Source organism: Bartonella florencae, assembly GCF_000312525.1.
GTDB classification, from domain to species: domain Bacteria; phylum Pseudomonadota; class Alphaproteobacteria; order Rhizobiales; family Rhizobiaceae; genus Bartonella; species Bartonella florencae.
The window spans coordinates 192,026-217,976 of the sequence record NZ_HE997453.1 but is presented as its reverse complement, the minus strand read 5'-3'; the positions used below and the strand labels follow the sequence as shown (position 1 = coordinate 217,976).

Below are 25,951 nucleotides of genomic sequence, written 5' to 3'. Positions count from 1 at the left end.
ATGAGCCTTACCATTGCTATAGTTGGTCGCCCCAATGTTGGGAAATCAACACTCTTTAACCGTTTGGTTGGGCAAAAATTGGCGTTGGTTGATGATCAGCCAGGCGTTACACGTGATCGACGTATTCATGCGGGCAAACTTCAAGATTTGCGTTTTGATGTGATTGATACGGCTGGGTTGGAAGAGGCAGGTGATCATACACTGGAAGGCCGTATGCGTTCTCAGACCAAAGCGGCTATTGATGAAGCAGATCTTGTTTTATTTATGTTTGATGCAAAAAGCGGAATAACGCCGAGTGATTTAAATTTTGCTTCACTTGTGCGCAAGTCAGGCAAACCAATTATACTTGTTGCTAATAAAACTGAGTCAAAAGCAGCCAAAGGGGGAGAGTATGAAGCATGGTCATTAGGTTTAGGAGAGCCTTGTCCAATATCTGCTGAACATGGTTTGGGGCTGAGCGATCTTCGTGATGCAATTGTAGAGGCTGTTGGCAGAGATTACGCTTTTGGAAGCAACAATGAAGAAAAGTATAGTGCTGTTCAGCCTGCTTCTGTTGGTGATGATGTGGAAGATTTGCAGGAGGAAGGGCTTATTTATGATGAACATAAGCCTATTCGGATTGCAATTGCAGGGCGTCCAAATACAGGAAAATCAACGCTCATCAATAGTATGTTAAAACAAGAGCGATTATTAACAGGACCTGAAGCGGGGCTTACACGTGATTCTATTTCCGTAGATTGGGAATGGCATGGTCGTCATATTAAACTTTTTGATACTGCAGGCTTGCGTCGAAAATCAAAAAATTCAAGAAAAATTAGAAAAACTTTCTGTTGCCGATACTTTACGTGCTATTCGTTTTGCAGAAGTGGTAGTGATTGTTCTTGATGCAACTGCACCTTTTGAAAAGCAAGATTTACAAATTGCTGATCTTGTGATTCGTGAAGGGCGCGTTCCACTTATTGCTTTTAATAAGTGGGATCTTATTGAAAATAGTCAGCCAACGTTGATTGATTTGCATGAAAAGTGTAGCCGTCTTCTCCCTCAAGTTCGTGGTTTGAGAGCAGTTCCTTTATCGGGCCAATATGGTCAAGGGATTGATAAATTGATGGAAAATGTCATGACGATGCACCGTGTATGGAATCGTCGCATTTCTACGGCAAAATTAAATCAATGGCTTGAAACTGTTGTAGCACATCATCCACCACCTGCAATTTCGGGACGTCGTCTTAAGGTGAAATATATCACACAGGTTAAAACACGTCCTCCTGGATTTATGCTTTCTTGTTCGCGACCAAAGGTCATGCCTCAATCCTATTTGCGTTATCTGTCCAATGGATTACGTGATACATTTGATATGCTTGGTGTACCCATTCGCATATCGTTACGCACATCTGACAATCCTTTTACAGCACGATCCAAAAAGAAATAATTCTTCCCTCTTTCAACGATAAGAGCCCGTTAAAAAGTAAGTTTATTGCATAAATTATGATACTTGAATAGCAAAAATAAATTAATCATTTCAACAGATTTAAAGCTATGAGCTTTGAATAAAAGCAAAGACATAATTCTTTTAAGAAAGCATTCTTCATGTAGAGCCAGTGTAATAATCAAAGGCAGGAAAAACGCATTATAATGCTGATTTTTGTAAAAACTTTCTGTAGCTAGAATTGTTGAACAAAAAGACGAATTTAAAAATAACCTATTCAAATAAAAGCAAAAATATTTTTAAAAATCCATCAATCTTCACTTATAAAAAGAAGGATTTTAAATTGATTGCATTTATACAAAGTGATGAAGTGTTCGTGTTTAAAGTTTTGATGCAGTCCTGTTTTTGTGCTTTTAAATTGGAAATTTCTCATGGGAACTATTTTTATTCATGAATGATGGATAACATATAACATTCCAGTTATTTCTAAAAAATGTTCTTTCAACATGTTTGAGAGTGATGCTAGTAAGAATAGGGCATCGTTTGTTAAAGGGATGCAACAACGCATTATCTGCAAGTTTAGCGATAATTATTTGCAAGATGTAGAGTGATTGAGGTTTATCAAATTGAAGGCACATTATTTATTGCGATAAATTGTGATAGATTCCTTTTAGCGTCTTGACGAATAAATTCGCGAACAATATGATGCTCATAATTTGATAAAATACATTTTCACTCTAGCTTTTTGACTAAGGAGCTGTTGATGGCAAAGGGCAAAGAACCCATTGTGCCAGAAGATAAGGCTAAAGGAGAAGAGCAGGGAGAGTGTTTTCATTCAGAGGATTTGGAATGCCGTAGTCAGAAATTAGGTTTAGCTTTAATGCGTAAACAGGCATTAAAGAAGCGGGAGTATAATAATACGAGAGGAGAGCAACAAAGTGGAATCGCACGTGCAGTTAAGCTTTCTAGTGAGTTTCTGGCAAGTATCATTGTAGGGGTTGTATTGGGGTTGGGGTTTGACAAGATAGCAGGTTCATTACCATGGGGGTTGGTGTTTTTTCTTTTTCTTGGATTTGCTGCTGGTGTATTGAGTATTCTTCGGTCTGTGGGGTATATTGCTCCCAGTCAATTAGAGAAAAAAGGCGTATTGCGCCAAGATAAAAGGGCCAATGATAAAAGGTCCGATAAATGAGGTTGAAGTGACATCACACGCTCCAGATCCTATTCATCAGTTTGAGATTACAAGACTGATTAAGATTTCCATAGGGAATATGGATTTTTCATTTACAAATGTATCATTTTTTATAGTGGCCACAGTTGTTGTAACTTCAGTTTTTCTTTTCCTTTCATCATCGAGTCGTGGGTTGGTTCCCACACGAATGCAGTCTCTTTCGGAAATAGCGTATGAATTTGTAGCATCAACTTTGCGAGAATCGTCTGGGGTGCAGGGAATGCGATTTTTTCCTTTAGTTTTTTCTCTGTTTAGTTTTATTTTGGTTGCTAATTTTATAGGTCTTTTCCCCTATTTTTATACGGTTACTTCTCAGATTATGATCACCTTTTCACTGGCAATGTTGGTTATTTTAACGGTGATTGGTTATGGTTTCTATAAACATGGAATTGGTTTTTTAAAACTGTTTGTCCCCAGTGGTGTGCCTATTATGATTTTGCCTCTTGTGACGATGATTGAGGTCATTTCTTTTCTCTCTCGTCCCATCAGTCTCTCACTTCGTCTTTTTGCTAATATGCTTGCTGGTCATATTACCCTCAAAGTATTTTCTGGTTTTGTTGTTTCAATGATTGGGGTAGGAATCGTAGGCATTGGCGGTTCAGTTTTACCGCTTATTATGACCGTAGCGATTACTGCTCTTGAATTTTTGGTTGCATTTCTTCAAGCTTATGTCTTTACGGTTTTAACTTGTATGTATCTTAATGATGCAGTTCATCCAGGACATTAATAAAACTGGCGGTTTTCCGTCGAATGGTACAATTTCGCTTTTAAAGGAGAATAATATGGAATTAGTGCTTGCAGCAAAATATATTGGTGCTGGTCTGGCTTGCTTTGGCATGGCAGGAACAGCTTTAGGGCTTGGAAATATTTTTGGTAGCTATCTTTCTGGTGCTTTACGCAATCCATCAGCAGCTGATAGTCAATTTGGTCGCCTAGTTTTTGGTTTTGCTGTGACAGAAGCTTTGGGTATTTTTTCATTGCTCATTGCTTTGTTGCTTCTTTTTGCGGTTTAGCCACTTCTAAGCAAGGGTATGTCGATTTTCTTTGAGAGGTAGACATGCCCTTTTGGCTTTAGCAGCAGGGACGTTAGTAATTTGTCGTCAGTGTAAGGACTTTTCATTAAGTTGTTTGAAGGATAAAAGAGGATGTTTGTTTCCAACGCTTATGCACAGACCACTGAAACATCAATAGGGCATATCAAGAATGCTGCAGGACATGCAGATCGTGTATTTCCGCCGTTTGATTTTGTGCATTTTGGTTCACATCTTTTTTGGTTGATAATTTCTTTTGGGCTTTTTTATCTTTTCATTTCTCGTGTGATTGTACCACGCATTGGTGGTGTTATTGAAACACGTCGGGATCGAATCGCATCTGATTTAGATCAGGCAATGCGTATGAAGCAGGAAGCTGATACTGTGGTTGAAACTTATGAGCGCAAATTAGCAGAAGCGCGTTCTCAAGCATATGTGATAGCGCAAGCTGCTGGTGAGGAAATAAAAGAAAAAGCTGAACTTGAACGAAAGGAAATTGAAGCAAGTTTAGAGAAAAAGCTAACAGATGCTGAAAAAAAGATCGCAAAAATACGCGATAAAGCTATGCAAAATGTTGGTGTAATTGCCGAAGAAGTCGCTCTTGAAATTGTAAAAAAATTGATTGATGTTGATGTGAGTAAAGAAACTGTTCATTCTGTTGTGAAAGCTGCGGATTACTAAAGGATACAAAAATGACGGATACTTTTTGGGCTTTTGTTGGGCTAGTTCTTTTTTTGGTTCTTTTGGTCTATTTTAAAATTCCACAAATGGCGATGAGCCATCTTGATGCGCGAGCAAAACGTATCAAAGATGAACTTGATGAGGCTCTTCGTCTTCGTGAAGAGGCACAGGAGTTGTTGGCTGAATATCAGCGTAAACATGCAGAAGCAGAGAAGGATGCACAAGAAATTATCGCAGCAGCTAAGCATGAAGTTGCATCTGTGATTGCTGAGGCTCGTACAAAAGCAGAAGAATATGTAAAGAATCGCAATAGGTTGGCAGAGCAAAAAATTGCTCAAGCGGAAGCCGATGCGATACGCATGGTTTCTGCATCTGCCATTGATTTAGCAGTTTCTGTTGCTCGTGCGCTTATTGCCAAAGAATTAGATTCTAACAAAGCAAATGAACTTATTAAGGAGTCGCTTTGTGAAGAGACTCTCACAAAAATGAAAACGTATCTTAATTAATCATAGCTTGGGCTATGCTAAAGAGTTTGATTTTTTGCAGCAGATTCCTTTTTTGTGATTGGATTCTTTATTTATTCCAAATTTATCTTGCGGTTATTTAGTTTATACGCTTCATTCAGAAATAAATATTAAGAGAGAAATCTTAAGCTCTTCTGTTTGTCCATAAAGGGAATAAGATAGATTTGCTAGAATGGCTACTCTTTACCTTTATGAAGATACAAGCTTTTCTTTATCATTTTATTGATGAAGGCAAAACATTGCTAACTTTTCTTGTATTGAGTGATTTTATAAGAGACTTATTTTACTCTTTTTTCAAAGAGTTTTTGTCTATATATCAACTTCTTCTGTGAGGTATAGGAAAAGGTTTGTTTACCATGAAGAGAGTTTGAAGTGAGAGCTTCTCATTCAAATACATAAAATAATAAATTATAATTGTAAAATTAATATGTTTTATATTGATAAATTTACAAATGGTTAGATAAGCAGCAACTTCCGAAGAGAAATGGAACTGTTTACAAATTAATACTTATAGGGATCTTATCCCCTTAAGTGAGCAAGGGACCCAAACATACCATTTACATTATAATTCTACAGCAAATTAAAATTCTTTTAAACTTTATGCTGAAATTTTCCCATAATGTTTTTTATATTTAATAACGAGCTGTGCCCCAAAATAAAAGAGTTCTATTTTATTATTTTTTAGTTGAGGGGGGATAAATTTTAAATTACAAGTTTTGAGAAGTCTGCTACTGTTTGTGTCATTGTATGGATACGTCCAAGAAGAGCAAGACGATTAGTACGAATACGAGCATCCTTATCGTTGACCAACACTTTCTCGAAAAATATATCAATAACTTTTCCGAGGGGCGCAAGTGTATTGAGTGTCTGTGATAAGCCTGTTGCAGTAATGTGATTGGCAATTTTGCTTTCTGTCTCAATGATTGCTTGATAGAGTTGTTTCTCTTCTTTTTCCATAAAGAATTCAGGGTTAATACTATTTGTTATTATAGCACCTTTTTGAAATTCATTCTCAAGAATATTTCCAGTACGCTTTACAGCGGTTAAAAAGCTGTTCCCCTCACTTGTATTAATGAAAGCGATGAGTGCTTCAACGTGACGTGCGACAAGCAAAAAATCATCAGCATCTTTATTTAAGACTGCTTCAAGGGCATCATAACGGGCACCTTCCTCTTTGAGATAGATTTTTAAACGTTCATGAAAAAAAACTAACAGATCTGATAAAACATATTCTGTTTTTTCCAGAAGATGAGTTAACGATTGCGTATCTTCTTTTTGAGATATCTTGTATTTATTTGTTTGTTGTAAGAAAAGATTCGCTGCCAAATGAAACAAAGGTATAAGATTAATTTTCCAGTCACGTGAAAGCACAAGCCTAATGATTCCTAATGCTGCTCGTCTTAATGCATAGGGATCTTTTGAGCTGGTAGGTTTTTCATCAATGAGCCAAAAACAGACAATCATGTCGATTTTATCAGCCAGTGCAACTGCTATAGCAAGAGGTTCTTGCGGAATACGATCTGTTGGTCCTACGGGTTTATAGTGATCTTCTATTGCTTCAGCTATACGAGGATCTTCTCCTTGAAGAAGGGCATATTTTCGTCCCATGATTCCTTGCAGTTCAGGAAACTCCCCTACAACTTCTGATTGTAAATCAGCTTTTGCAAGAATTGCAGCACGTTTTGCTAAAAGAGGATCAGTTTGTACCAAAGGTGCAATTTCTTGTGCGAGTGCAGCGATGCGCTCTACTCTTGCACCTTGTGTACCTAATTTGGCATGAAAAGTTACATTTAAATGATCAAGTCGTGCCATTCTTTGATCGAGAGGTTTCTTTAAATCAAGATCAAATTTTCTTACAGAAGATTCCAAGTTTTTAAGATCGGGCAAATCATGCTGATCTGTATGCCAAAAATAGAGTGCATCGGAAAGACGGGCATGAACGACTTTACTATTTCCCTTAGAAATTTCCTTACCTTCATCGCTTGCAAGGATATTAGAAACAAGAACAAAATAAGGAGAAAGTTGAACTTTTTCACCTTGTTTTTTCGTTACAAAACATTTTTGATTGGTCCGAATGGTTAAACGAATAATTTCTGGAGGAATATCAAGGAAAGATTTGTCAAAACTTCCCATAAGAACAACAGGCCACTCAACAAGACCTGCAACTTCCTCTAAGAGAGCATTATCTTGCACCAGCTCTAAACCATTTGCAAAACAAAGATTTTGAGCATCTGCCAAAATAATATTCTTTCGCCTTTCCGCATCAAGGATGACTTTATGGGCTTCAAGTTTGCTGTTATAATCCTCAAAGCGGCGAATTTCGAGTGGTTCTCCGTCACTTAAGAAGCGATGGCCATAGGTCAAATTATTGCTTTTAAGGGAACCAATGGTAAAGGGAATAACGTGTGTTGCGCCAATTTCTGGCCCGAAGACGCAAAGAATATTCTGTAAAGAGCGAATCCATTTTAGCGCTCCGCTTTTTTCTGAATCTTTTCCCCAGCGCATAGATTTTGGCCATGGGAAATTGCGAATAATATTCGGTATAATATCAGCAATAATTTCTTCTGCACACCGCCCTTTTTTAATGATTTTAGCGATATAAAAATCACCCTTTTTACGATCATGTGCAATATGTGCTTCAGAAATATCACGGAGCCCAGTTGAGCGTAGAAATCCATCAATCACATGCTGTGGTGATTTTGTACTGGGTCCTCTCCGTTCTTCATGGATATCTTTTGAATTTAGAGAGAGCCCTCGTATGTCCAATGTTAGTCGACGCGGTGTCCAATATTCACGGGCAGCTTTATAGGTTAAACCTGCATCTACAAGTTGATCCGTCACACATTTCTTGAGATCAGCAGCGGCTTTTCGTTGCATGCGTGCAGGGATTTCTTCACTGAAAAGTTCAAGGAGAAGATCAGACATCAGGCTTTTCCTTTAGTATGTATTTGGCCAGCTTCGGTACGCAAAAAGGCTTCTCCACAGCGACGAGCAAGATCACGAACGCGAAGTATATAACTCTGTCGTTCAGTCACAGAAATAACGCCACGTGCCTGTAAAAGATTAAAGATGTGGCTGGCTTTAATACATTGGTCATAAGCTGGAAAAACACATAGATGTCGATCATTTTCATTATTTGGTTTGCCAGCTTCAAGAAGTGTAATACACTCATGTTCAGCGTCGATAAAATGCTGATGTAGAAGTTTGGTATCAGCAAATTCAAAATTATAGTATGAATATTCCTGTTCTGTTTGTAAAAAAATATCTCTATAACTTATTTTGTCTTCTCCGTCTAAACCATTAAAATTAAGATCATAGACGTTATCAACACCTTGGATATACATTGCCAAACGCTCAAGCCCATAGGTGATTTCTCCTGAAACTGGAGCGCATTCAATGCCACAAATCTGTTGAAAATAGGTGAATTGAGAAATTTCCATTCCATCACACCAGCACTCCCATCCCAGCCCCCAAGCACCTAGTGTTGGGCTTTCCCAATCATCTTCAACAAAACGAATATCATGAAGTTTTGTATCAAGACCAATGGCTTGTAGCGACTTGATATAAAGTTCTTGTAAATTGGGGGGAGAAGGTTTGAGGAGTACTTGAAACTGATAATAATGCTGTAAACGATTTGGATTTTTACCATATCGTCCATCTGTTGGGCGCCGAGAAGGTTGAACATAAGCGACTTTCCAAGGGCGTGGTCCCAAAGAGCGCAGTGTTGTTGCGGGGTGAAAAGTTCCAGCTCCCACTTCCATATCGTAAGGTTGCAAAATTGCACATCCATAATGGGCCCAATAATTTTGCAAAGTTAAGATAAGTCCCTGAAAAGAACGCTTGGGATTGAGATGTTCAGGTGATTTCACGCTTTATACTCTTTAGATTTTTAATTCATAGACAGCGACCAAAGGAAATTTAGTCTTTATACTTGTCTATTGTTTCATATGCTTATGGTCAAGCATCGTTGTTTATTATAAGCCAAATTTCAATTTTTTTCGGATTTTTGCGGAGTCTTTTGCTTCTCCATCAATTGCATGATTCCACTGAAAAATTGCTTCACGTTTGCGCCCAATTTGCCAATAGGCATCACCTAAATGGTCATTTAATGTTGGATCTTCGGGTTGCAATTTGACTGCATTTTCTAATATTTGAACGGCTTTGTCATACTGTTTAAGCTTATAATAGGCCCACCCTAGAGAGTCCAAGATGTAACTGTTTTTTGATTGTAACGTAGAAGCTTTCTGCAGCATGTGGAGCGATTCTTCAAGCTTTTGACTACGCTCAACAAGTGAATAGCCTAAATAATTAAGAACTTGCGGTTGATCTGGGAAAAATTCAAGTGCTTTTCGCAGATCAATCTCTGCTTTCGTCCATTGATCTAAACGTTCGAAAGCAATTCCACGTTGATAAAAAAGCTTCCAGTCATCTCGTTGAAAATTTTGTATCTGTGCAATGGCATAATTCAACGTTTGAGTAGCTTCTAAAAATTTATTATATTGTATATAAAAAGCAGCCAACGTTATCAAAATAGGGCGATCATTTGGGAATTTTTTTCTTAATAAGGTGAGTAATTTAATAGCTTCTTTGTAATTATTATTTTTTGCAAGCAGAAGTGCAAGTTGAAGCTGCCCATCTCTATAATAAGGAGATTTAGGTGATAAAGCACGATAAAGTTTAATTGCTTGATAAGGATTATCTAATTGGGCAGAAATATGTGCGAGCTGGAATAGTGTCGCGTCATTTTGAGGGTATAAGGAAAAAGATAATTGTTTGAAAATACGTGCAATTTGTCCTGAGTTTCTGTGGTTGAGAGCTGTTCCAAAGTTATACAATACTTCACCTGCTCCCTGTTGGGGGGTTTTAACCAACCTTTCTAAGGAAGCACTTTTTTCAATTTTTTCTCGGATATTTTTAAGAACTTCTCGGCCTGACAGCATTTGTTCGCCATGCTTGATAGTTTGAAGAGCTTGATTACGCATATTATGGCGCAATTGGAATGAGGCGTATGCTATCACAATACGTTCATAAGTGTTGGGAGCTATAAGATTTCCTTGTTTGTTAGTGAGCGCTTGTATAAAATATTTTTTTGCCTCTTCTGTACGCTCTGCAAGGTCATTCATAAGCGCGAGATGATAATGTATAAAAAGATTATACCAAATGGGCCCTTTGACTTTTTCGAGAGTAGCAATTGCTTGAGATTCTTGTCCAGATCCAAATGTGATCCATGCACCGATGAGTTCAGGTATTGGATTATTGAGTGCAGGAGGTTCTTTTAATTGCAAAAGAAGTTGGGCATTTTTGTAGTCTTTTTTAATGAGACTTTCTACCGACAACGTCAAGGAAACAAAGGGAGTTATAACACCTTGCTCTTTAAGTTTTTGAGCTTGCTGAACAGCTTCTTTAAAGTTTCCAAGCGAAAGCATTGCTTCAAGGAGCTCTTTTTGAGTTTCAATATTACGAGGCTTATAAACGAGAGCTTGTTTAAAATAATTGATGGCAAGATCTGTTTTATTTTCGTGATTGGCCACTCTTCCAGCTAAATAGGCACCTGTAAACGAGTTTGTATTTATAGGAGCGTTGATTTTGCTATAAGTGGCTGATGGCATCAGCATGATACCCGCAGTAAAGAACGTCAAAAAGCGGAATACTGTTGCGCTGCACATAGAGTTAATCCTTTTCAAGATGATCAATCGATTGTATAATTTATAGATCATTTTCAGTTATTTTGTTGAACAATACCATGATTCTTGCAAAGAATCAGTTTACGCGTGCTATACAAAAATCAACAGCTTCAACAAGAGCTTTGTGAGCAGGATTTTTATTCATGGGAGCAAGAGCATCGACTGCACGTATTCCATAGATGCGTGCTTGCTCTATTGTATCTGTAAGGCCATCATATTTTTCTATCAAGTGCTGTGCGTGTACGAAGGCTTCATTATCGTTATGTTCGTTTTCAAGAGCTTGTTTCCAGAATGCTTTTTCCACCGTATTACTACGTGCATATGCGAGGATAACAGGCATTGTGATTTTTCCCTCTCTAAAATCATCTCCGATGTTTTTTCCCAAGTTTTGAGTTGCACCACCATAGTCAAGCGCATCATCAATCAATTGGAAAGCTAATCCTAACGATGTGCCATATTCACGCAATGCAGAACGCTCTTTTTCTCCATAGCCAGCAATAATTGGTCCGACTTCAGCGGCAGCTGAAAAAAGCGCTGCTGTTTTTGCATTGATGACTTTAAGATAGTCTGAAGCACTAGTTTCAATGTGTTTTGCGGCAGAAAGTTGCATAACTTCCCCCTCAGCAATAATTGCAGCAGCATTTGCAAGGACAGAGAGTGCTTCTATAGAACCAACATCAACCATCATTTTAAAAGCTTGTCCCAACAAAAAATCACCAACAAGTACGCTTGCTTGATTTCCCCAAATCATTCGTGCGGTAGATTTTCCACGTCTTAAATCACTTTCATCAATTACATCATCGTGTAATAAGGTTGCCGTGTGCATAAATTCAACGGCTGTTGCAAGTCTTACATGCCCATCATGTTGATAGCCGAACATGTGAGCAGAAGCTAATGTGATCATTGGGCGTAGTCGTTTCCCACCTGATGAAATAAGATGATTGGAAATTTCAGGGATCATTTCAACTTCTGATTTTGCCATAGAGAGGATAAATTGATTTACATGCTCCATATCACTTTTTGTAAGACTAATGAGGTATTGGAGGGACATTTGATTGTTTTCTGTTTGATCTAGTTTTGTAGCTACACTCAATATGTTGACTCCTAGAGTATTGCAATGAACATTTATGAATTCTATTTTCTCAAACATTAGCATAAAGGGGGTTTTGTTTTGACTCAAGCTTTTGATGCTATTTTTGAAGTGTAAACTTTGGATGATATTTGCAAGAGTATATTTGAAAAACTTGTATAATTTTGTTTCTATGAGGTTTAAGGAAGAAATTTGCAACAGCTTTATTTAAGTGGTCATTGATAAGAAAAGTTCAGTTGATAATGAACATTAGGCTTTCAAATGGATAAAACGGCGAATCAGAGTGATGAAACAATAGACAGTTTTCATCGTGGAAAGTTTTATTTGGTTCAACCACGCGGATATGGTCACCGCTCTGGGATGGACGCTATGTTATTAGCCAGTTTGGTTCCCACTAATTTAAAAGGCAAGGTTGTTGATTTAGGGGCAGGGGCTGGAGCAGCAGGGTTAGCGGTTGCTTCACGTTGTTTGCACGTTGAGGTTACATTGGTTGAACGCTCATCTTTTATGGCATCGTATGCACAAAAAACACTTATGCTAAAACAAAATGAAAAAGTTGCTGAGCGGGTTTGTTTTTTAAAAGCAGATGTTACTTTGAAAGGAAAAAATCGCTTAAAAGCAGGATTGGTGGATAATTTTTTTGATTTTGCCATTATGAATCCACCTTTTAACAATCCCGCAGATCGCAAAACACCTGATGAACAAAAGTTTGAAGCTCATGTTATGCCTGAAGCAATGTTTGATCATTGGTTTCGAAGTGCAGCAGCAATTGTTAAGCCAGGTGGATATTTAGGGCTCATTGCACGCCCGCAATCGCTCAATGACATCTTGCTTGCTTTAGAAGGTCGCTTTGGTGGTGTCTGTATCATTCCTGTTCATGCACGTGCCTCAACGGCGGCAATTCGTATTTTATGTTATGCAAGACGAGGCAGTAGAACAGCTTTATCGATTTTACCGGCGTTGGTTATACATAAGGATGAAGGGCATGCTTTTTCATCGCGGATTGATGCAATCAATAATGGATGTATAAGTTTGTGGGAACTTTTAAAATGATATCTTGTATTTTCCAGTTTATTATTTAAGTTTATATTTAGCTTTTGACTATTTAAGGATATTTTAATTTTGGATGAATTGGGATTTGACTTTGTATTTTGGAGTTATTTAGGCACTTTTGTGTTTGGTTATGCTCTGCCTTTTTTACTACCTTGCCTTTTCCCCTAGCTTATAAGGAAGTTTTGTTTTGATGGACGTTATAAAAAATCTTATTCCATCCCGTTTTTTTTCTAATAAACTTGTCATTCCTGTGGTGCGCCTTCATGGGGCGATTATGGATTCTACAACATCAATATCGCGTACACTCTCATTGGGTAAGTGTGCCAATCTTTTAGACAAGGCTTTTGCGTACAAAAATGCACCGGCTGTTGCAATTGTTATCAATTCTCCTGGTGGTTCGCCGGTGCAATCACGTTTTATTTTCAAGCGTATCCGTGATTTGGCAGAAGAAAAAAATAAGCAGGTTCTTGTCTTTATTGAAGATATAGCCGCATCGGGTGGTTATATGATTGCTTGTGCGGGGGATGAGATTTTTGCTGATCCTTCTTCGATTGTTGGCTCTATAGGGGTTGTTTCTGCATCTTTTGGTTTTCCTGAGCTTTTGAAGAAAATTGGTGTGGAGCGGCGCGTTTACACAGCAGGAAAGAATAAGGTTACACTAGATCCATTTCAGCCTGAAAAAAAAGCTGATATTGACCATTTGAAATCTCTACAACTTGAAGTGCATCAAACTTTTATTGATTTGGTAAAGGAGCGGCGTGCAGGCAAGTTATCAAATGATTCAGATATCTTTACAGGAATGTTTTGGAGTGGAAAGAAAGGTGTTGAACTTGGCCTTGTCGATGGACTAAATGATATACGTTCTGTTATTAAGGAACGGTTTGGGGATGATACAAAGCTTCGTTTAATTACACCTCCAAAAAGCCTGTTAGGGCCTAAAATTTCTTCAGGAATTACTGCTCATGCGACTTATACAGCGGTTGACAATGCATTAACGGCATTACAAGAGCGTGCACTTTGGCAACATTATGGTTTATGATAGGAAATGCAATTTGATAGATGCTCAACAGAGCGAGTAATTTTGCCTAAAAACAGTTCTGAAAAGGAATACACTTGAAATGATACGAATGATTGCATTCAGTTTGTTGTGTATGATAATTTTTCATGCTTATTGTTTTTTTAGGAAACGATTACGGAAAATATTACAGGGAGGAGGTGTTGAAGAATCTAAACCCAGCACAAAACAACGGGGCACGTTGGTAAAGGATTCCAGCACAGGTGAATATTACGTTAGATGATATCGGATGTGCAAGCTTCATTCAAAGGTCATTCTTATGTAGTGACACCTATTAAGTTGAATTTGGCTTTACATGTGGTTGGGCAGCGCACTGATGGTTATCATTTATTAGAAAGTTTGGTCTATTTTAGTCTTAGCGGTGATCATCTAAGCTATGTGCCTTGTGAATGTGATAACTTTGCTTTAACCGGTCCGTTTGCAAAGGATCTGGTATTTGATGCAGATAATTTGGTTATTCGTGCACGTGATTTTATGCGCAAGACATTTCCTGAAATTGCTAAACCGGCTTTTTTTCAACTTGTTAAAACACTCCCTGTTGCTTCAGGTATTGGTGGTGGTTCAGGGAATGCTGCCGGTGTTATAAGCATATTGCGTCAACAGTGGAATCTTGATTGTTCTTGTGAAAAATTAGCAGAAATGAGCTTAGTGCTTGGTGCTGATGTGCCAATGTGTTTTTTTGCATTGGAATATCAAAAGCCGCTTTTTGTGAAAGGGATTGGCCAAGATATTACTCCAGTAAAGGAAGCTTGTTCTCTTGCAATGGTTTTAGTGAATCATGGACAACAGATTGCAACACAGACTGTTTTTAAGGCTTTGGAACAACGTAATAATTCTCCCTTAAAAATTGATCCGGCAGCTTTGAAGACAGTTGATACATTGGTTGAATCTTTACAAGAAACGCGTAATGATCTTTTTGCTTCTGCTTTAAAAATTGCTCCTCAATTAACACAAGTGTTATCTACATTAGATGAGTGTGGCTCTCTTTTTTCTCGTATGTCTGGGTCGGGGGCAACTTGCTTTGGTATTTTTAAAGATCAGCAAGCTGCCCAACAGGCAGCTCTTCTTATCAAATCGATACATCCAGATTGGTTTGTGAAGCCTATCATGACTTTAGGAAAAATTTAAAAGATAAATAGAGAAGATAAGAGATTTTGTTTGGTGGCAATATGTGATGGGGAGTAATGAAAAGCGTATTTTTTGTTTTTCAGATTGAATATATGCGTGCTAAAGTAATCTTTTAGAAGAGGAGTTGGGTATCAGTGCAGAAGACTCCATCATTGAGTTTTTTGTATTTGTGATTGATAAAAGATGTTTAATTTACCACTTCAGCCAAACTTTTCATGTGAATTGGATTTGCGAAGCCAAGGTTTTTTTCATATAGCCGGCGTTGATGAGGTAGGACGTGGACCTCTTGCAGGGCCTGTGGTAACGGCAGCAGTTATTTTGGATAAAGAGCATATTCCTCACGGACTGAATGATTCAAAAAAGCTTTCTCTTCTACAACGCGAAAAATTATACAATGAAATTTTACAAAATGCCTTAGCGATTTCAATTGCTAGTCTTTGTGCGCATACGATTGATCAGTCCAATATTAGACAAGCAACTTTAGAAGCAATGCGTTGCTGTATTATAGGATTAGCAGTTCCAGCTCATTATGCACTGGTTGATGGACGTGATCTTCCCTCTGAGTTACCGTGTCCAGCAACTGCTTTAATTAAGGGCGATCAGCGTTCGGTTTCAATTGCAGCAGCATCTATTATTGCCAAAGTAACGAGGGATCGAATGATGGAATATGCAGGGCAAATTTATCAAGGTTATGGTTTAGAGAAGCATGTAGGTTATGCAACGCTAGCACACCGTACGGCTCTTCATAAATATGGGCCAATTGTGGGATTACATCGTTATAGTTTTGCGCCACTCAAAGGGCGCTATAGGAATGATATTTTATGACTATTCTTCCTCTCAAGAGCACTTCAATAAAGGAGGCCGTTGCATTTCTTGAACAGGGAAAATTAGTAGCTTTGCCAACAGAAACGGTCTACGGATTGGCGGGTGATGCAACCAATGGGAGAGCCGTATCGTCTATTTTTTCTACAAAGAGGCGTCCACAATTCAATCCTCTTATTGCGCATGTTAGCAGTATCGATATGGCGGAGCACTATGTTGAAATTGATTTTTTTTCGCGTCGATTAATGGAGGCATTTTGGCCAGGACCTTTGACATTGGTTCTCCCTTTAAAAGCACAGCATAATATCCATCCTTTAACGACTGCCGGTTTGAATACGTTGGCTGTTCGTTTTCCAAATGGTCCTTTTGCAGAAGTTGTAGAATGTTTTGGTCGACCTCTTGCTGCTCCTAGTGCAAATCAATCAGGGCGTCTTAGTCCTACGTCTGCTGAAGCTGTTTTGGCATCTTTAGGGAGATCTGTCCCTTTGATACTTGACGGAGGATTTTGTGAAATAGGAATTGAATCGACAATTATTAAGGTTTGTGGTGAAAATATTTATCTTTTGCGTCCTGGGGGGCTTGCGGCGCAAAAGATTGAAGAAGTCGCTGGAAAATTGTTAAAACGGATAGATCAGCGAACTGCGATTGAGGCACCAGGTATGTTAAAGTCGCATTATGCACCAAATGCTATGATGCGTTTGAATGTGAACAAGGTAGAAAGTGGTGAAGCACTTTTAGCATTTGGTAGGAAGCGCATTATGGGGGTTGAAAATGCTGTTTCTGTTTTAAATCTTAGCGAGAGTGGACAATTAGAAGAGGCAGCCTCCCATCTATTTCAATATATGAGGGAATTGGATTCATTAAAGGTGAAATCTATAGCAGTAGAACCGATTCCATCATACGGATTAGGGGAGGCTATTAATGATCGTCTCATACGTGCTGCGGCTCCAAAGGAGGAATGAAAATGGAGCAGGAGTTAATTGAGAAATTTACAAAAATTGTTGGTGTTGGGCATGCTATAACAGATCAGGCGTTAATTATGCCCTATTTACTTGAAGAACGTGGACTTTTTCATGGAAAAACTCCCTTACTTTTACGCCCTTCTTCTACCGCAGAAGTGTCGTCGATTATGCAGTTAGCGAGTCAAACGCGCACACCGATAGTACCTCAGGGGGGAAATACAGGCCTTGTAGGTGGTCAACAACCAGATGAGAGTGGAAACAGCGTTCTTTTATCCATGGAACGAATAAATAAGGTGAGATTTATAAATCTTGAGGGTAATTTTGCTGTGGTGGAAGCTGGAGTTATTTTACAAGATTTACAGAAAAAAGCAGATGAGTTAGATCGTTTTTTTCCTCTTTCTTTGGCCTCAGAAGGTTCTTGCCAGATAGGTGGAAATCTTTCATCTAATGCTGGAGGAACGGCTGTTTTAGCTTATGGCAATATGCGTGAGCTTTGTCTTGGTTTGGAGGTTGTTTTACCTGATGGTCGCCTTCTGGATGATTTGCGTTTTGTCAAAAAAGACAATAGCGGATATGACCTAAAAAACCTTTTTATTGGCGCAGAAGGTACTCTAGGTGTTATAACAGCAGCAGCTTTAAAGCTTTTTCCAAGACCTAAAGGACAGGCAGTTGCTTTGGTGGGGTTATGTAGCCCCACGAAGGCTCTTGAGTTTTTATCTCTTGCACAATGTCATGGAGGGGGAATGTTGACTGGTTTTGAGCTGATGGGAAAACTCAGCTTGAAGATGGCTTTGGATTATAAGATGTGTGAGAGGTCCCCTCTTGAGCATGAGCATGAATGGTATGTATTGATTCATCTTTCTTCACTACAGGGTGAGGATGAGGTATTATCAGTGCTTAGTATTATTTTGGAAGAGTCCTTAAAAAATGCTGTGATAGAGGATGCAGTTGTTGCGCAATCATTAAAGCAGCAAGATTTTTTTTGGCAATTGCGTGAAACCATATCACCAGCACAGAAGTTAGCGGGAGGATCCATTAAGCATGATATTGCTGTGCCCCTTGCCTCTATACCTGATTTTATCTCTGAGGCAGCACATATTGTTGAAGAGATTGCTCCAGGCGCGCGGATAGTTTGTTTTGGCCATATGGGCGATGGAAATTTGCATTATAACATTACGCAGCCTATTGGCGCTGATCCTAAAGCCTTTTTGCAGTTATGGTCACGAATGAACCAGAGCATTCATAGTTTAGTGATGCACTATCAAGGTGCATTTTCTGCTGAGCATGGAATTGGTCAACTTAAGCGTGAGGAACTTCGTACTTTCAAATCACCTGTTGCACTAGAGATTATGCAAGGGATTAAGAAAGTACTCGATCCTTTAGGGATTATGAACCCTAGAAAAGTCTTATAATTCAAGAGATATAAAGAGAGTTATGTATTTTTGTTTAGATTTCAATAACCAAAAAAAGAAACCAGTTGTTTTTTATTCAATCTTTTAATAATCCAATGAGAAAAAGCTGCTAAAGGGTGTGTATATTGTTAAGATAAATTGGGACACTGTATATGGCTAATCAATGCTTTAATCAGGCAAAAGCGGTGCTTGAATTTCGGTTAGATCCGTGCCATTTGCCACAAACAACGACATATTTTTCATCAAAAACGGGCAACAAAATAATTTGTTCGTTAAGTGATCGCGGTGTTTTTTTTAAAATGGATACGCCCTCAAGCTTATCGCGTTTAATGCCGTCTTATCATTTCGAAGGCATTGCGGCACGCACTGTAAAAACACATTCGGGGGAGAGAGCCGTTGCATTAGAGTTGCTGCATAAGGATGAGGAAGCGTGCATTCCACTTTTAGTATCGAGAGATTTGAATAATGTTCTTCTAGATTGGCGATTATGGGCAGATACTTATGATCTTCCTATGCTTATGATCAATGAAGATAATCGCGTTATGGTTGTCAAAGATCGTTCTGATTTACGTCGTTTTTTTTGTACGACGTCACATTCTAAACAAAAGCGCTTTTTACTTCGTTTTAGAAAACCTTTGGGTTTACGTTTGGTGATCGCGAATCGGATTGCTCTACGGTAGTATTGCTGTGTATTCGTTTTTTGCTATTGTACTACCAGATGCATGTATTTTTCATTTTTGAGAGTTTTGGTTGAAAAGTATATTTTCAGCAGGCATCTGTATGAGATGTTTCTTCTATTTTGGTAACTTAATGCCTTTTTTCTAAGGTAGTTAAGCTCTTGGTTTTGGTGATATAGAAATATCTTCCTTGATGCAAAGGCAATAGTAGAACATGATTCTTATTTATGCTGCATATTATCTTAAGTAAAACTATGAGATCATAAAAAGAAATGCTCAAAGGATTTAACTTTTTTGTGCTATGGCTCTCCATCCAATATCACGGCGGACAAAGCCTTCTGGCCAATCAATACAATCGACAGCTTCATAGGCGCGTTTTTGTGCATGCATAACGGTTTCTCCCGTTGCTGTTATATTTAAAACGCGTCCACCATTGGCAATAAGTTCTCCATTGCACAATAGAGTGCCGGCTTGAAAAACTTTCACATCAGGCAGAGCATTTACCTTATCAAGATTGCGGATAACAGTACCTTTTTGGGGAGAACCTGGGTAACCTTTGGCAGCCATAACAACAGTCAAAGCAGTTTTTTCAGACCATTGAAGGTTTTTTTGTTCAAGATTTCCTTGAGCTGCCGCAAGAAGTATGGGGAGAATATCATCTTTAAGACGCATCATTAAAACCTGACATTCAGGATCACCGAATCGCACGTTAAATTCAATGAGTTCAGGTCCTTTTTGTGTTATCATCAATCCAACGAAAAGAACGCCTTTAAAGGGAGCTCCCAGTGCATTCATGCTGCAGAGAGCTGGTTCAACAATTTCTTTGAGGGCACGATTAACCATTTCTTCAGTCATGATGGGAGCAGGTGAATAAGCGCCCATGCCACCGGTATTTGCTCCAGTATCACCATCACCTACACGTTTGTGATCTTGTGCAGAGCCAAAGGGCAGAGCAACTTTACCATCACAAAGACAGAAGAAGCTTGCTTCCTCACCTTCAAGAAAAGATTCGACAACAATTTTTGTTTCTGCATCGCAGGAGGCACTTTTGAAGCAGGCATCAACGGCATTAAATGCTTCTTCTATAGTCGTTGCCACAACAACACCTTTACCAGCAGCTAAGCCATCGGCTTTAATAACAATAGGAACACCTTGTTGATGAATGTAAGCTTTGGCTTTTGCAGAATCATCAAAGCATTGGTAAGATGCTGTAGGGATGTTATTTTTACGGCATAGGTCTTTTGTAAAAGCTTTTGAACCTTCTAGCTGAGCAGCCTTTTGAGTCGGTCCAAATACACAGATATTAGCCTTATTGAGAGAGTCTGTTATACCAGCAACAAGTGGTGCTTCTGGCCCAACAACTACAAGGTCAATAGAATGCGTTTTACAAAAGTCAATAACAAGAGAATGGTCATCAATGTTTAAATCAATATTTTCACCATGTTCTATTGTTGCAGGATTTCCAGGAGCACAATATAATTTTGTTAGCAGTGGTGAAGTTGCTATTTTCCATGCTAAAGCATGTTCTCGTCCGCCTGAGCCAATAAGAAGGATGTTCATGGCTTGCTCCTATCATAGAAGATGATTAAATGATTCCTGTCATAAGAATGAAATGCCTCTATCGCAAGACTAAAGGTAAAATTATTTGATGAAAAAAAGTAAAAATATTGCACATATTCAATCCTGCGAAAATCAAGGACGCGTGATGGATGCATCTTCCAAACAGTGGGTCTATCGTTTTCTGCCCCCTTCTGTATGGTTTTATGCGCAATTAGCACGTTGGGATCGGCCTATCGGGTGGCAGTTATTGATGTGGCCCTGTTTTTGGTCCACAACGATGGCTTTTCTCTCTTATGAAGTATACCCATTGCCTCCTTTATCAGTATTATTGCATTGGCTTTGGTATCTCTTGCTTTTTCTTTTAGGTTCCATAGCCATGCGCGGTGCAGGCTGTACTTGGAATGATCTTATCGATCACCAAATTGATTCTCAGGTAGAGAGAACACGTTCTCGTCCATTGCCAACAGGTCATGTAAGTCGGTTTCAGGCAAAGCTTTTTATATTGGTGCAATGTTTGGTGGGTTTAGCTGTCCTATCACAGTTTAATAGATATAGTTTTTTTTTAGGGATTTCGTCATTGGCAGCAGTTGCACTTTATCCTTTTATGAAACGCGTAACATATTGGCCACAGTTCTTTTTAGGTATTGCATTTAATTGGGGCGCATTAATGGGATGGGCAGTTGTGTGTGGAAGTCTGAGTTGGTCACCAATTTTACTTTATATGGGATCCATCTTATGGACGATAGGCTATGATACAATTTATGCACATCAAGATAAAGAGGATGACGCAACCGTTGGCGTACGCTCGACAGCACTTCTTTTTGGGCAAGGCACCAAACGTGCTTTGGTATTTTTGTATAGTGGTTTTGTGGTGCTCATCAGTCTAGCATTTTATTTAGCAAAAGTCCCTCTTATTAGCTTTTTGGGGATTTTTGTAGCAAGCATTCATATGTTCATTCAAATAAAAGTCATTAATATAAATGACAGTTCACAATGTCTAAGGCTTTTCAAATCGAATTCATTTATTGGTTTTATAATTTTTGCTGGTTTAATATGCGGTGGTATATGGATGATGTTTTCCTCTGCGGTTTAATAACAAGTTAAAAAAAATTACGTCATGTTGAAACGGATATCTTTTATAGGATATTAAAAATGAAAGCCTGAGTTTATTGGTTTTTAAATTTATTATTCTTCGCTCTTTTTAAGAGTCTATCTACATTTGACAGATAAATTTTATTTTTTTGATCTTAAAGTCTCTTTCCGGTATAAAATTATAATCTTATCAGATTGGATCTTCCTTTGGGGTAAATGAAAAAAGCGAGGAGGCAGGAAGATATCAGTATCAAGTACTTTTACTTTTCTCTTATTTAAACACTGTTGAAAAGGCCAACTAATTTTAGTTGAAGTCCTTAAACTTTAATCATTTTTCAAGCGATACAGTAAGAAAAAGATTGTTATCAACCAAGTTTCACATAGAAAGAAAAGAGGTTTTCCTTCAAGTCAATGATCTAATTGTTCGTTTTGCAAAGGATTGTTTTATCGTTATCAGGATAAGGTTTTCAATAACAATGAAATTTTGGAGAATTAGGGATAAAGTTTTTGCCTTTGCCAATCATTTTGTTCAACACAATCGCGTGTAAAGAGGAGGCGGTCATGTAAACGAAATGAGCGATCACGCCAGAATTCGATAGAAAGGGGCTTAACGCGAAATCCAGACCAATAGGGAGGACGTGGGATATTTCCTATTGCATAACGTGCCGTATATTGAGCAATTGCTTTTTCAAGGACAAAACGGCTTTCTAATGGTCGAGATTGTTTTGATGCCCAAGCACCAATTCGGCTGCCACGTGGGCGCGATTGAAAATATGCATCTGCTTCTTGAACACTGACTTTTTCAACAATACCCCGAATTCTGATCTGACGGCGCAGTGATTTCCAGTGAAAACCTAAGGATGCTTTCATCGATTGTAAAATTTCTTTTCCCTTTTGGCTTTCATAATTGGTATAGAAAACGAAACCTTGGGGACTATAATCTTTGAGGAGCACCATACGGACATTAGGCAAACCCGTTTCGTCGACGGTTGCTAATGCCATAGCATTAGGATCATTTATCTCACGCATTTTTGCTTCTTCAAACCATTTTGCAAAAAGGGTGAAAGGTTTTTGCATTTGCATAAAATCGTCATCTGTTTGTACTTTATTGCTCATAATATCTCCAAATATCTACGAGTATGAGTGAGGAGCTCGTTAATTTATTTTGTCATCAAGAAATAAAGCGCTATTTTTTCTTACTGTAAAAAACAATGCCGTCATATACTATTATGGTATCTTTATCATTTTTATCTTAAGTATAGGATATAGTGAGTTAAATGAAATAAAATATCTATTTTATCTGGTATTTTAGTTTCTTGATAGACATATAAAGAGGAGAAAAATCATTCTTGAAAAGGGAGTGATGAAATGATGAGAAATATTGAACAACATACCAATTGATATTTTAAAAACGGAAAAATTGAAAAGAGGACAATATGCGTGATCCCTACACGATTTTGGGTGTGGCACGTACCGCAAAACCGCAAGAGATTAAATCAGCGTTCAGAAAATTAGCAAAGAAATATCATCCAGATCACAATGTGAATGATGCAAAAGCTAAAGAAAAGTTTTCTGAAATTAATCAAGCTTATGAAATTATTGGCGATAAAGACAAGAGGGCACAGTTTGACCGTGGTGAAATTGATGTAGAAGGAAAGCCACTCTATCAAACTTATGGTGCTGGTGAAAATTTTAGCAATAGCCACAATCCCTTTTCAGGAGGGAGAAAAGGTTTTGATTTTTCTTCTTCAGGTGGTGCAGGTTTTGATGCAAGTGATATTTTTCGTGATCTATTTGGTAGGGGAGACAGTTTTTCGAATTCAGCACGATATAATCGGCCTCAACAAGGGGCGCATGTTCGCGCTAATCTTGCAATAACATTGGAGCAGATGGTTGGTGCAGAAAAGGTAGAAGCCGTCTTTCCTAATGGAAAAAGGTTAAAAATTAAACTTCCAGACTATGTTGAAGATGGACAAACTATTCGTTTAAAGGGCCAAGGAGAAGAGGTGGCTTATGGGCAAGCAGGAGATGCGCTGATAAAGATTCAGATTCAAAAACATTCTCGTTTACGCGTTGAAGGAAGAGCTCTCCATCTTGATTTACCAATTTCCCTTAAACACGCTGTTTTGGGAGCAAAAGAGGAAGTTGAGACTTTAGAAGGCCGTGTGGTTTTAACGATTCCTGCTTGGTCAAGCTCCGATCGTGTTTTACGGTTGAAAGGAAAAGGGCTTCGTTTAAAAAATGGCACGAGAGATGATCTTTATGTGCATGTTCGTATTATGTTGCCAGAAGGTGGGGATGCTGGTTTAGAACAATTTTTGCAAATGCAAGAAGGTTAACGTTTGAGTGATATAAAAGCATAGTTTTTTAACCAATTACTTGAAGAAAAAGTTGACCTATGCCATAGGCAGAGGAGTAATATTAATTTTAAGTAACAATGGGGCAGTGCTAATGGCTAAGGGTAATGGTTTATTGTACGGCAAACGTGGTTTAATTTTGGGATTAGCCAATAATCGCTCTATCGCTTGGGGGATAGCTAAAGCGGCAAGTGCTGCAGGAGCAGAGCTTGCTTTTACCTATCAAGGTGATGCGATGAAAAAGCGTGTTGAGCCTTTGGCTTCAGAAGTACAGGGGTTAGTTTGCGGTCATTGTGATGTTTCTGATAATCTATCTATTGATGCGGTTTTTAAAGAAATAGAGAAGAAGTGGGGTAGGCTTGATTTTTTAGTTCATGCTATTGGTTTTTCTGATAAAGATGAATTAAGTGGTCGTTATATTGATATTAGCGAGTCGAATTTTATGATGACCATGAATATTTCTGTTTATTCCTTAACAGCTTTAGCAAAGCGTGCAGAGAAATTGATGCCGGATGGCGGTTCAATTTTAACACTGAGTTATTATGGTGCAGAAAAAGTTGTTCCCAATTATAATGTGATGGGAGTTGCTAAAGCGGCTCTTGAAGCGAGTGTGAAATATTTAGCAGTGGATTTAGGTCCCCAAAATATCCGTGTTAATGCTTTATCTGCTGGACCAATCAAGACCTTAGCTGCTTCTGGCATTGGTGATTTTCGTTATATTTTAAAATGGAATGAATACAATGCTCCCTTACGTCGAACAGTAACAATTGAAGACGTTGGTGATTCTGCTCTTTACTTTCTTTCAGATTTGTCTCGTTCTGTTACAGGTGAAGTGCATCATGTGGATTCAGGTTATAATATCATAGGTATGAAAGCTGTGGATGCGCCAGATATTTCTGTCATTAAAGAGTAAGCTTGATTCGATAAAAGTGAGTTGATCGAATTTAAAACGACCAATGACATTTGGGGATAGAAACTGTTTTATACAGCACAACATAGACTGTAGTTACGTATATTTTGACGAAGAAACGGGTCATTTTTCATGTCGCATAATACATTTGGTCATTTGTTTCGTGTCACAACATGGGGGGAAAGCCATGGAGCTGCTCTTGGTTGTGTCATTGATGGTTGCCCTCCCGGCATTATTTTTACGCTTTCAGAAATTCAAGCTTATCTTGATAAACGCAGACCAGGACAATCCAAATATACAACGCAGCGTCGAGAACTGGATCGCGTAGAGGTTCTTTCAGGTGTTGTTTCTGAAGATGAGGAGACAACCTTGGTGACAACGGGTGCCCCAATTTCTCTCTTGATTCGAAATACAGATCAGCGCTCTCAAGACTATGGTGCCATTGCTCATCAGTATCGCCCTAGTCATGCAGATTATACATATGATGTTAAATATGGCATTCGTGATTTTCGAGGTGGTGGACGAGCTTCAGCGCGTGAGACGGCAGCACGTGTTGCTGCTGGTGCTCTTGCACGTAAAATTGTTCCTGACTTGATTGTACGGGGGGCAGTGATAGCGATTGGTCCCCATACAATTAATCGTGATCGTTGGAATTGGTCAGAGGTTGATAACAATTCTTTTTTTACGCCTGATTCCGAGATAGTACAGATTTTTAGTGATTATATAGATAAAGTACGCAAAGATGGTTCATCTGTTGGTGCTGTTGTTGAAATTGTTGCAGAAAATGTTCCAGCAGGTTTAGGAGCCCCGATTTACGCAAAACTTGATCAAGACATCGCCTCATACCTTATGTCGATTAATGCAGTGAAGGGAGTTGAAATAGGTGATGGTTTTGCAGCAGCGCGTCTGAGAGGAGAAGAAAATGCAGATGAAATGCGCATGGGAAGTGATGGAAAACCACACTTTTTATCCAATCACGCCGGTGGTATTTTAGGCGGAATATCAAGTGGGCAGCCAATAATCGCGCGTTTTGCTGTAAAACCTACTTCATCAATTTTAACACCACGTCGTTCAATTGATGTTGATGGTAATGAAGTAAACATTGTAACGAAAGGGCGTCATGACCCCTGCGTTGGGATTCGTGCTGTTCCTGTTGGTGAAGCAATGGTTGCCTGTGCTATTGCTGACCATTATTTAAGACATCGCGGTCAGGTTGGACAATTTGAAAGGTAAATA

22 protein-coding genes and 1 pseudogene are annotated in these 25,951 nt (G+C 38.6%); 17 read left to right on the top strand and 6 right to left on the bottom strand.

The features are described 5' to 3' along the window. The 6 genes and pseudogenes from der to BN202_RS06415 all read left to right on the top strand — a co-directional run bounded on the left by der (position 1) and on the right by BN202_RS06415 (position 4,875). Positions 1 to 1,429: pseudogene (gene der, locus BN202_RS06440) on the top strand (ribosome biogenesis GTPase Der). 760 nt (positions 1,430 to 2,189) lie between these two features. Beyond that, positions 2,190 to 2,618, top strand: a complete 429-nt coding sequence (locus tag BN202_RS06435; protein ID WP_019219796.1) for an AtpZ/AtpI family protein — start codon at positions 2,190 to 2,192, stop codon at positions 2,616 to 2,618. A 7-nt stretch (positions 2,619 to 2,625) separates the two neighbouring features. Continuing rightward, positions 2,626 to 3,384, top strand: coding sequence for a F0F1 ATP synthase subunit A (locus BN202_RS06430; protein ID WP_034987688.1), 759 nt, complete (start codon positions 2,626 to 2,628; stop codon positions 3,382 to 3,384). Between the two features lie 55 nt (positions 3,385 to 3,439). After that, positions 3,440 to 3,670, top strand: coding sequence for a F0F1 ATP synthase subunit C (locus BN202_RS06425; RefSeq protein WP_006589457.1), 231 nt, complete (start codon positions 3,440 to 3,442; stop codon positions 3,668 to 3,670). A gap of 132 nt (positions 3,671 to 3,802) precedes the next feature. Then, a complete protein-coding gene (locus tag BN202_RS06420) occupies positions 3,803 to 4,369 on the top strand; it encodes a F0F1 ATP synthase subunit B (RefSeq protein WP_019219794.1) in 567 nt (188 codons plus the stop codon). Positions 4,370 to 4,380: 11 nt separating this feature from the next. Further along, positions 4,381 to 4,875 carry a F0F1 ATP synthase subunit B gene (locus BN202_RS06415; RefSeq protein WP_019219793.1) on the top strand — a complete coding sequence of 165 codons (495 nt, stop codon included), beginning with the start codon at positions 4,381 to 4,383 and terminating at the stop codon, positions 4,873 to 4,875. A 720-nt stretch (positions 4,876 to 5,595) separates the two neighbouring features. Here BN202_RS06415 and glyS read toward each other — a convergent pair. The 4 genes from glyS to BN202_RS06395 all read right to left on the bottom strand — a co-directional run bounded on the left by glyS (position 5,596) and on the right by BN202_RS06395 (position 11,670). Next, entirely contained in the window at positions 5,596 to 7,818 is a 2,223-nt protein-coding gene (gene glyS, locus BN202_RS06410) for a glycine--tRNA ligase subunit beta (protein ID WP_019219792.1), read from the bottom strand. Further along, on the bottom strand, positions 7,818 to 8,762 hold the full coding sequence (locus BN202_RS06405) for a glycine--tRNA ligase subunit alpha (protein ID WP_019219791.1): 945 nt from the start codon (positions 8,760 to 8,762) through the stop codon (positions 7,818 to 7,820). The genes glyS and BN202_RS06405 overlap by 1 nt, the downstream gene beginning before the upstream one ends. Positions 8,763 to 8,867: 105 nt before the next feature. Further along, complete coding sequence (locus BN202_RS06400) at positions 8,868 to 10,559, bottom strand: tetratricopeptide repeat protein (RefSeq protein ID WP_019219790.1); 1,692 nt, start codon at positions 10,557 to 10,559, stop codon at positions 8,868 to 8,870. Between the two features lie 94 nt (positions 10,560 to 10,653). Next, positions 10,654 to 11,670: a polyprenyl synthetase family protein gene (locus tag BN202_RS06395; protein WP_019219789.1), complete on the bottom strand. Its 1,017-nt coding sequence runs from the start codon at positions 11,668 to 11,670 to the stop codon at positions 10,654 to 10,656. A gap of 258 nt (positions 11,671 to 11,928) precedes the next feature. Here BN202_RS06395 and BN202_RS06390 point away from each other — a divergent pair, with 258 nt between their 5' ends. The 7 genes from BN202_RS06390 to BN202_RS06355 all read left to right on the top strand — a co-directional run bounded on the left by BN202_RS06390 (position 11,929) and on the right by BN202_RS06355 (position 18,799). After that, positions 11,929 to 12,720: a tRNA1(Val) (adenine(37)-N6)-methyltransferase gene (locus BN202_RS06390; RefSeq protein ID WP_019219788.1), complete on the top strand. Its 792-nt coding sequence runs from the start codon at positions 11,929 to 11,931 to the stop codon at positions 12,718 to 12,720. A 190-nt stretch (positions 12,721 to 12,910) separates the two neighbouring features. Further along, positions 12,911 to 13,759 carry a S49 family peptidase gene (locus BN202_RS06385; RefSeq protein ID WP_019219787.1) on the top strand — a complete coding sequence of 283 codons (849 nt, stop codon included), beginning with the start codon at positions 12,911 to 12,913 and terminating at the stop codon, positions 13,757 to 13,759. A gap of 255 nt (positions 13,760 to 14,014) precedes the next feature. After that, the gene (locus BN202_RS06375; protein ID WP_019219785.1) at positions 14,015 to 14,923 is read left to right on the top strand and encodes a 4-(cytidine 5'-diphospho)-2-C-methyl-D-erythritol kinase; all 909 of its coding nucleotides are present in this window, start codon (positions 14,015 to 14,017) and stop codon (positions 14,921 to 14,923) included. A gap of 183 nt (positions 14,924 to 15,106) precedes the next feature. After that, a complete protein-coding gene (locus BN202_RS06370; RefSeq protein ID WP_019219784.1) occupies positions 15,107 to 15,748 on the top strand; it encodes a ribonuclease HII in 642 nt (213 codons plus the stop codon). Beyond that, positions 15,745 to 16,707: an L-threonylcarbamoyladenylate synthase gene (locus BN202_RS06365; RefSeq protein ID WP_019219783.1), complete on the top strand. Its 963-nt coding sequence runs from the start codon at positions 15,745 to 15,747 to the stop codon at positions 16,705 to 16,707. Before BN202_RS06370 ends, BN202_RS06365 begins: the two co-directional genes overlap by 4 nt. A gap of 2 nt (positions 16,708 to 16,709) precedes the next feature. Beyond that, positions 16,710 to 18,119 carry an FAD-binding oxidoreductase gene (locus BN202_RS06360; protein ID WP_034987628.1) on the top strand — a complete coding sequence of 470 codons (1,410 nt, stop codon included), beginning with the start codon at positions 16,710 to 16,712 and terminating at the stop codon, positions 18,117 to 18,119. Between the two features lie 152 nt (positions 18,120 to 18,271). Then, positions 18,272 to 18,799 carry a DUF6101 family protein gene (locus BN202_RS06355; protein WP_019219781.1) on the top strand — a complete coding sequence of 176 codons (528 nt, stop codon included), beginning with the start codon at positions 18,272 to 18,274 and terminating at the stop codon, positions 18,797 to 18,799. Between the two features lie 282 nt (positions 18,800 to 19,081). Here BN202_RS06355 and purD read toward each other — a convergent pair whose 3' ends face one another. Further along, positions 19,082 to 20,356, bottom strand: a complete 1,275-nt coding sequence (gene purD / locus BN202_RS06350; RefSeq protein WP_019219780.1) for a phosphoribosylamine--glycine ligase — start codon at positions 20,354 to 20,356, stop codon at positions 19,082 to 19,084. A gap of 88 nt (positions 20,357 to 20,444) precedes the next feature. Here purD and ubiA point away from each other — a divergent pair, with 88 nt between their 5' ends. After that, positions 20,445 to 21,449, top strand: a complete 1,005-nt coding sequence (ubiA, locus tag BN202_RS06345; RefSeq protein WP_019219779.1) for a 4-hydroxybenzoate octaprenyltransferase — start codon at positions 20,445 to 20,447, stop codon at positions 21,447 to 21,449. Positions 21,450 to 21,940: 491 nt separating this feature from the next. On the opposite strand, the gene pdxH is transcribed toward ubiA, so the two are convergent. Next, positions 21,941 to 22,564, bottom strand: coding sequence for a pyridoxamine 5'-phosphate oxidase (gene pdxH / locus BN202_RS06340; protein ID WP_019219778.1), 624 nt, complete (start codon positions 22,562 to 22,564; stop codon positions 21,941 to 21,943). Between the two features lie 320 nt (positions 22,565 to 22,884). On the opposite strand from pdxH, the gene BN202_RS06335 reads away from it, so the two are divergent. The 3 genes from BN202_RS06335 (at position 22,885) to aroC (ending at position 25,948) form a co-directional block, all read left to right on the top strand. Beyond that, on the top strand, positions 22,885 to 23,787 hold the full coding sequence (locus BN202_RS06335) for a DnaJ C-terminal domain-containing protein (protein ID WP_019219777.1): 903 nt from the start codon (positions 22,885 to 22,887) through the stop codon (positions 23,785 to 23,787). Between the two features lie 112 nt (positions 23,788 to 23,899). Then, positions 23,900 to 24,718, top strand: a complete 819-nt coding sequence (gene fabI, locus BN202_RS06330; protein WP_019219776.1) for an enoyl-ACP reductase FabI — start codon at positions 23,900 to 23,902, stop codon at positions 24,716 to 24,718. Between the two features lie 129 nt (positions 24,719 to 24,847). Next, positions 24,848 to 25,948 (top strand): chorismate synthase, encoded by a 1,101-nt coding sequence (gene aroC / locus BN202_RS06325; protein ID WP_019219775.1) that lies wholly within the window; start codon positions 24,848 to 24,850, stop codon positions 25,946 to 25,948. Positions 25,949 to 25,951: the final 3 nt, after the last annotated feature.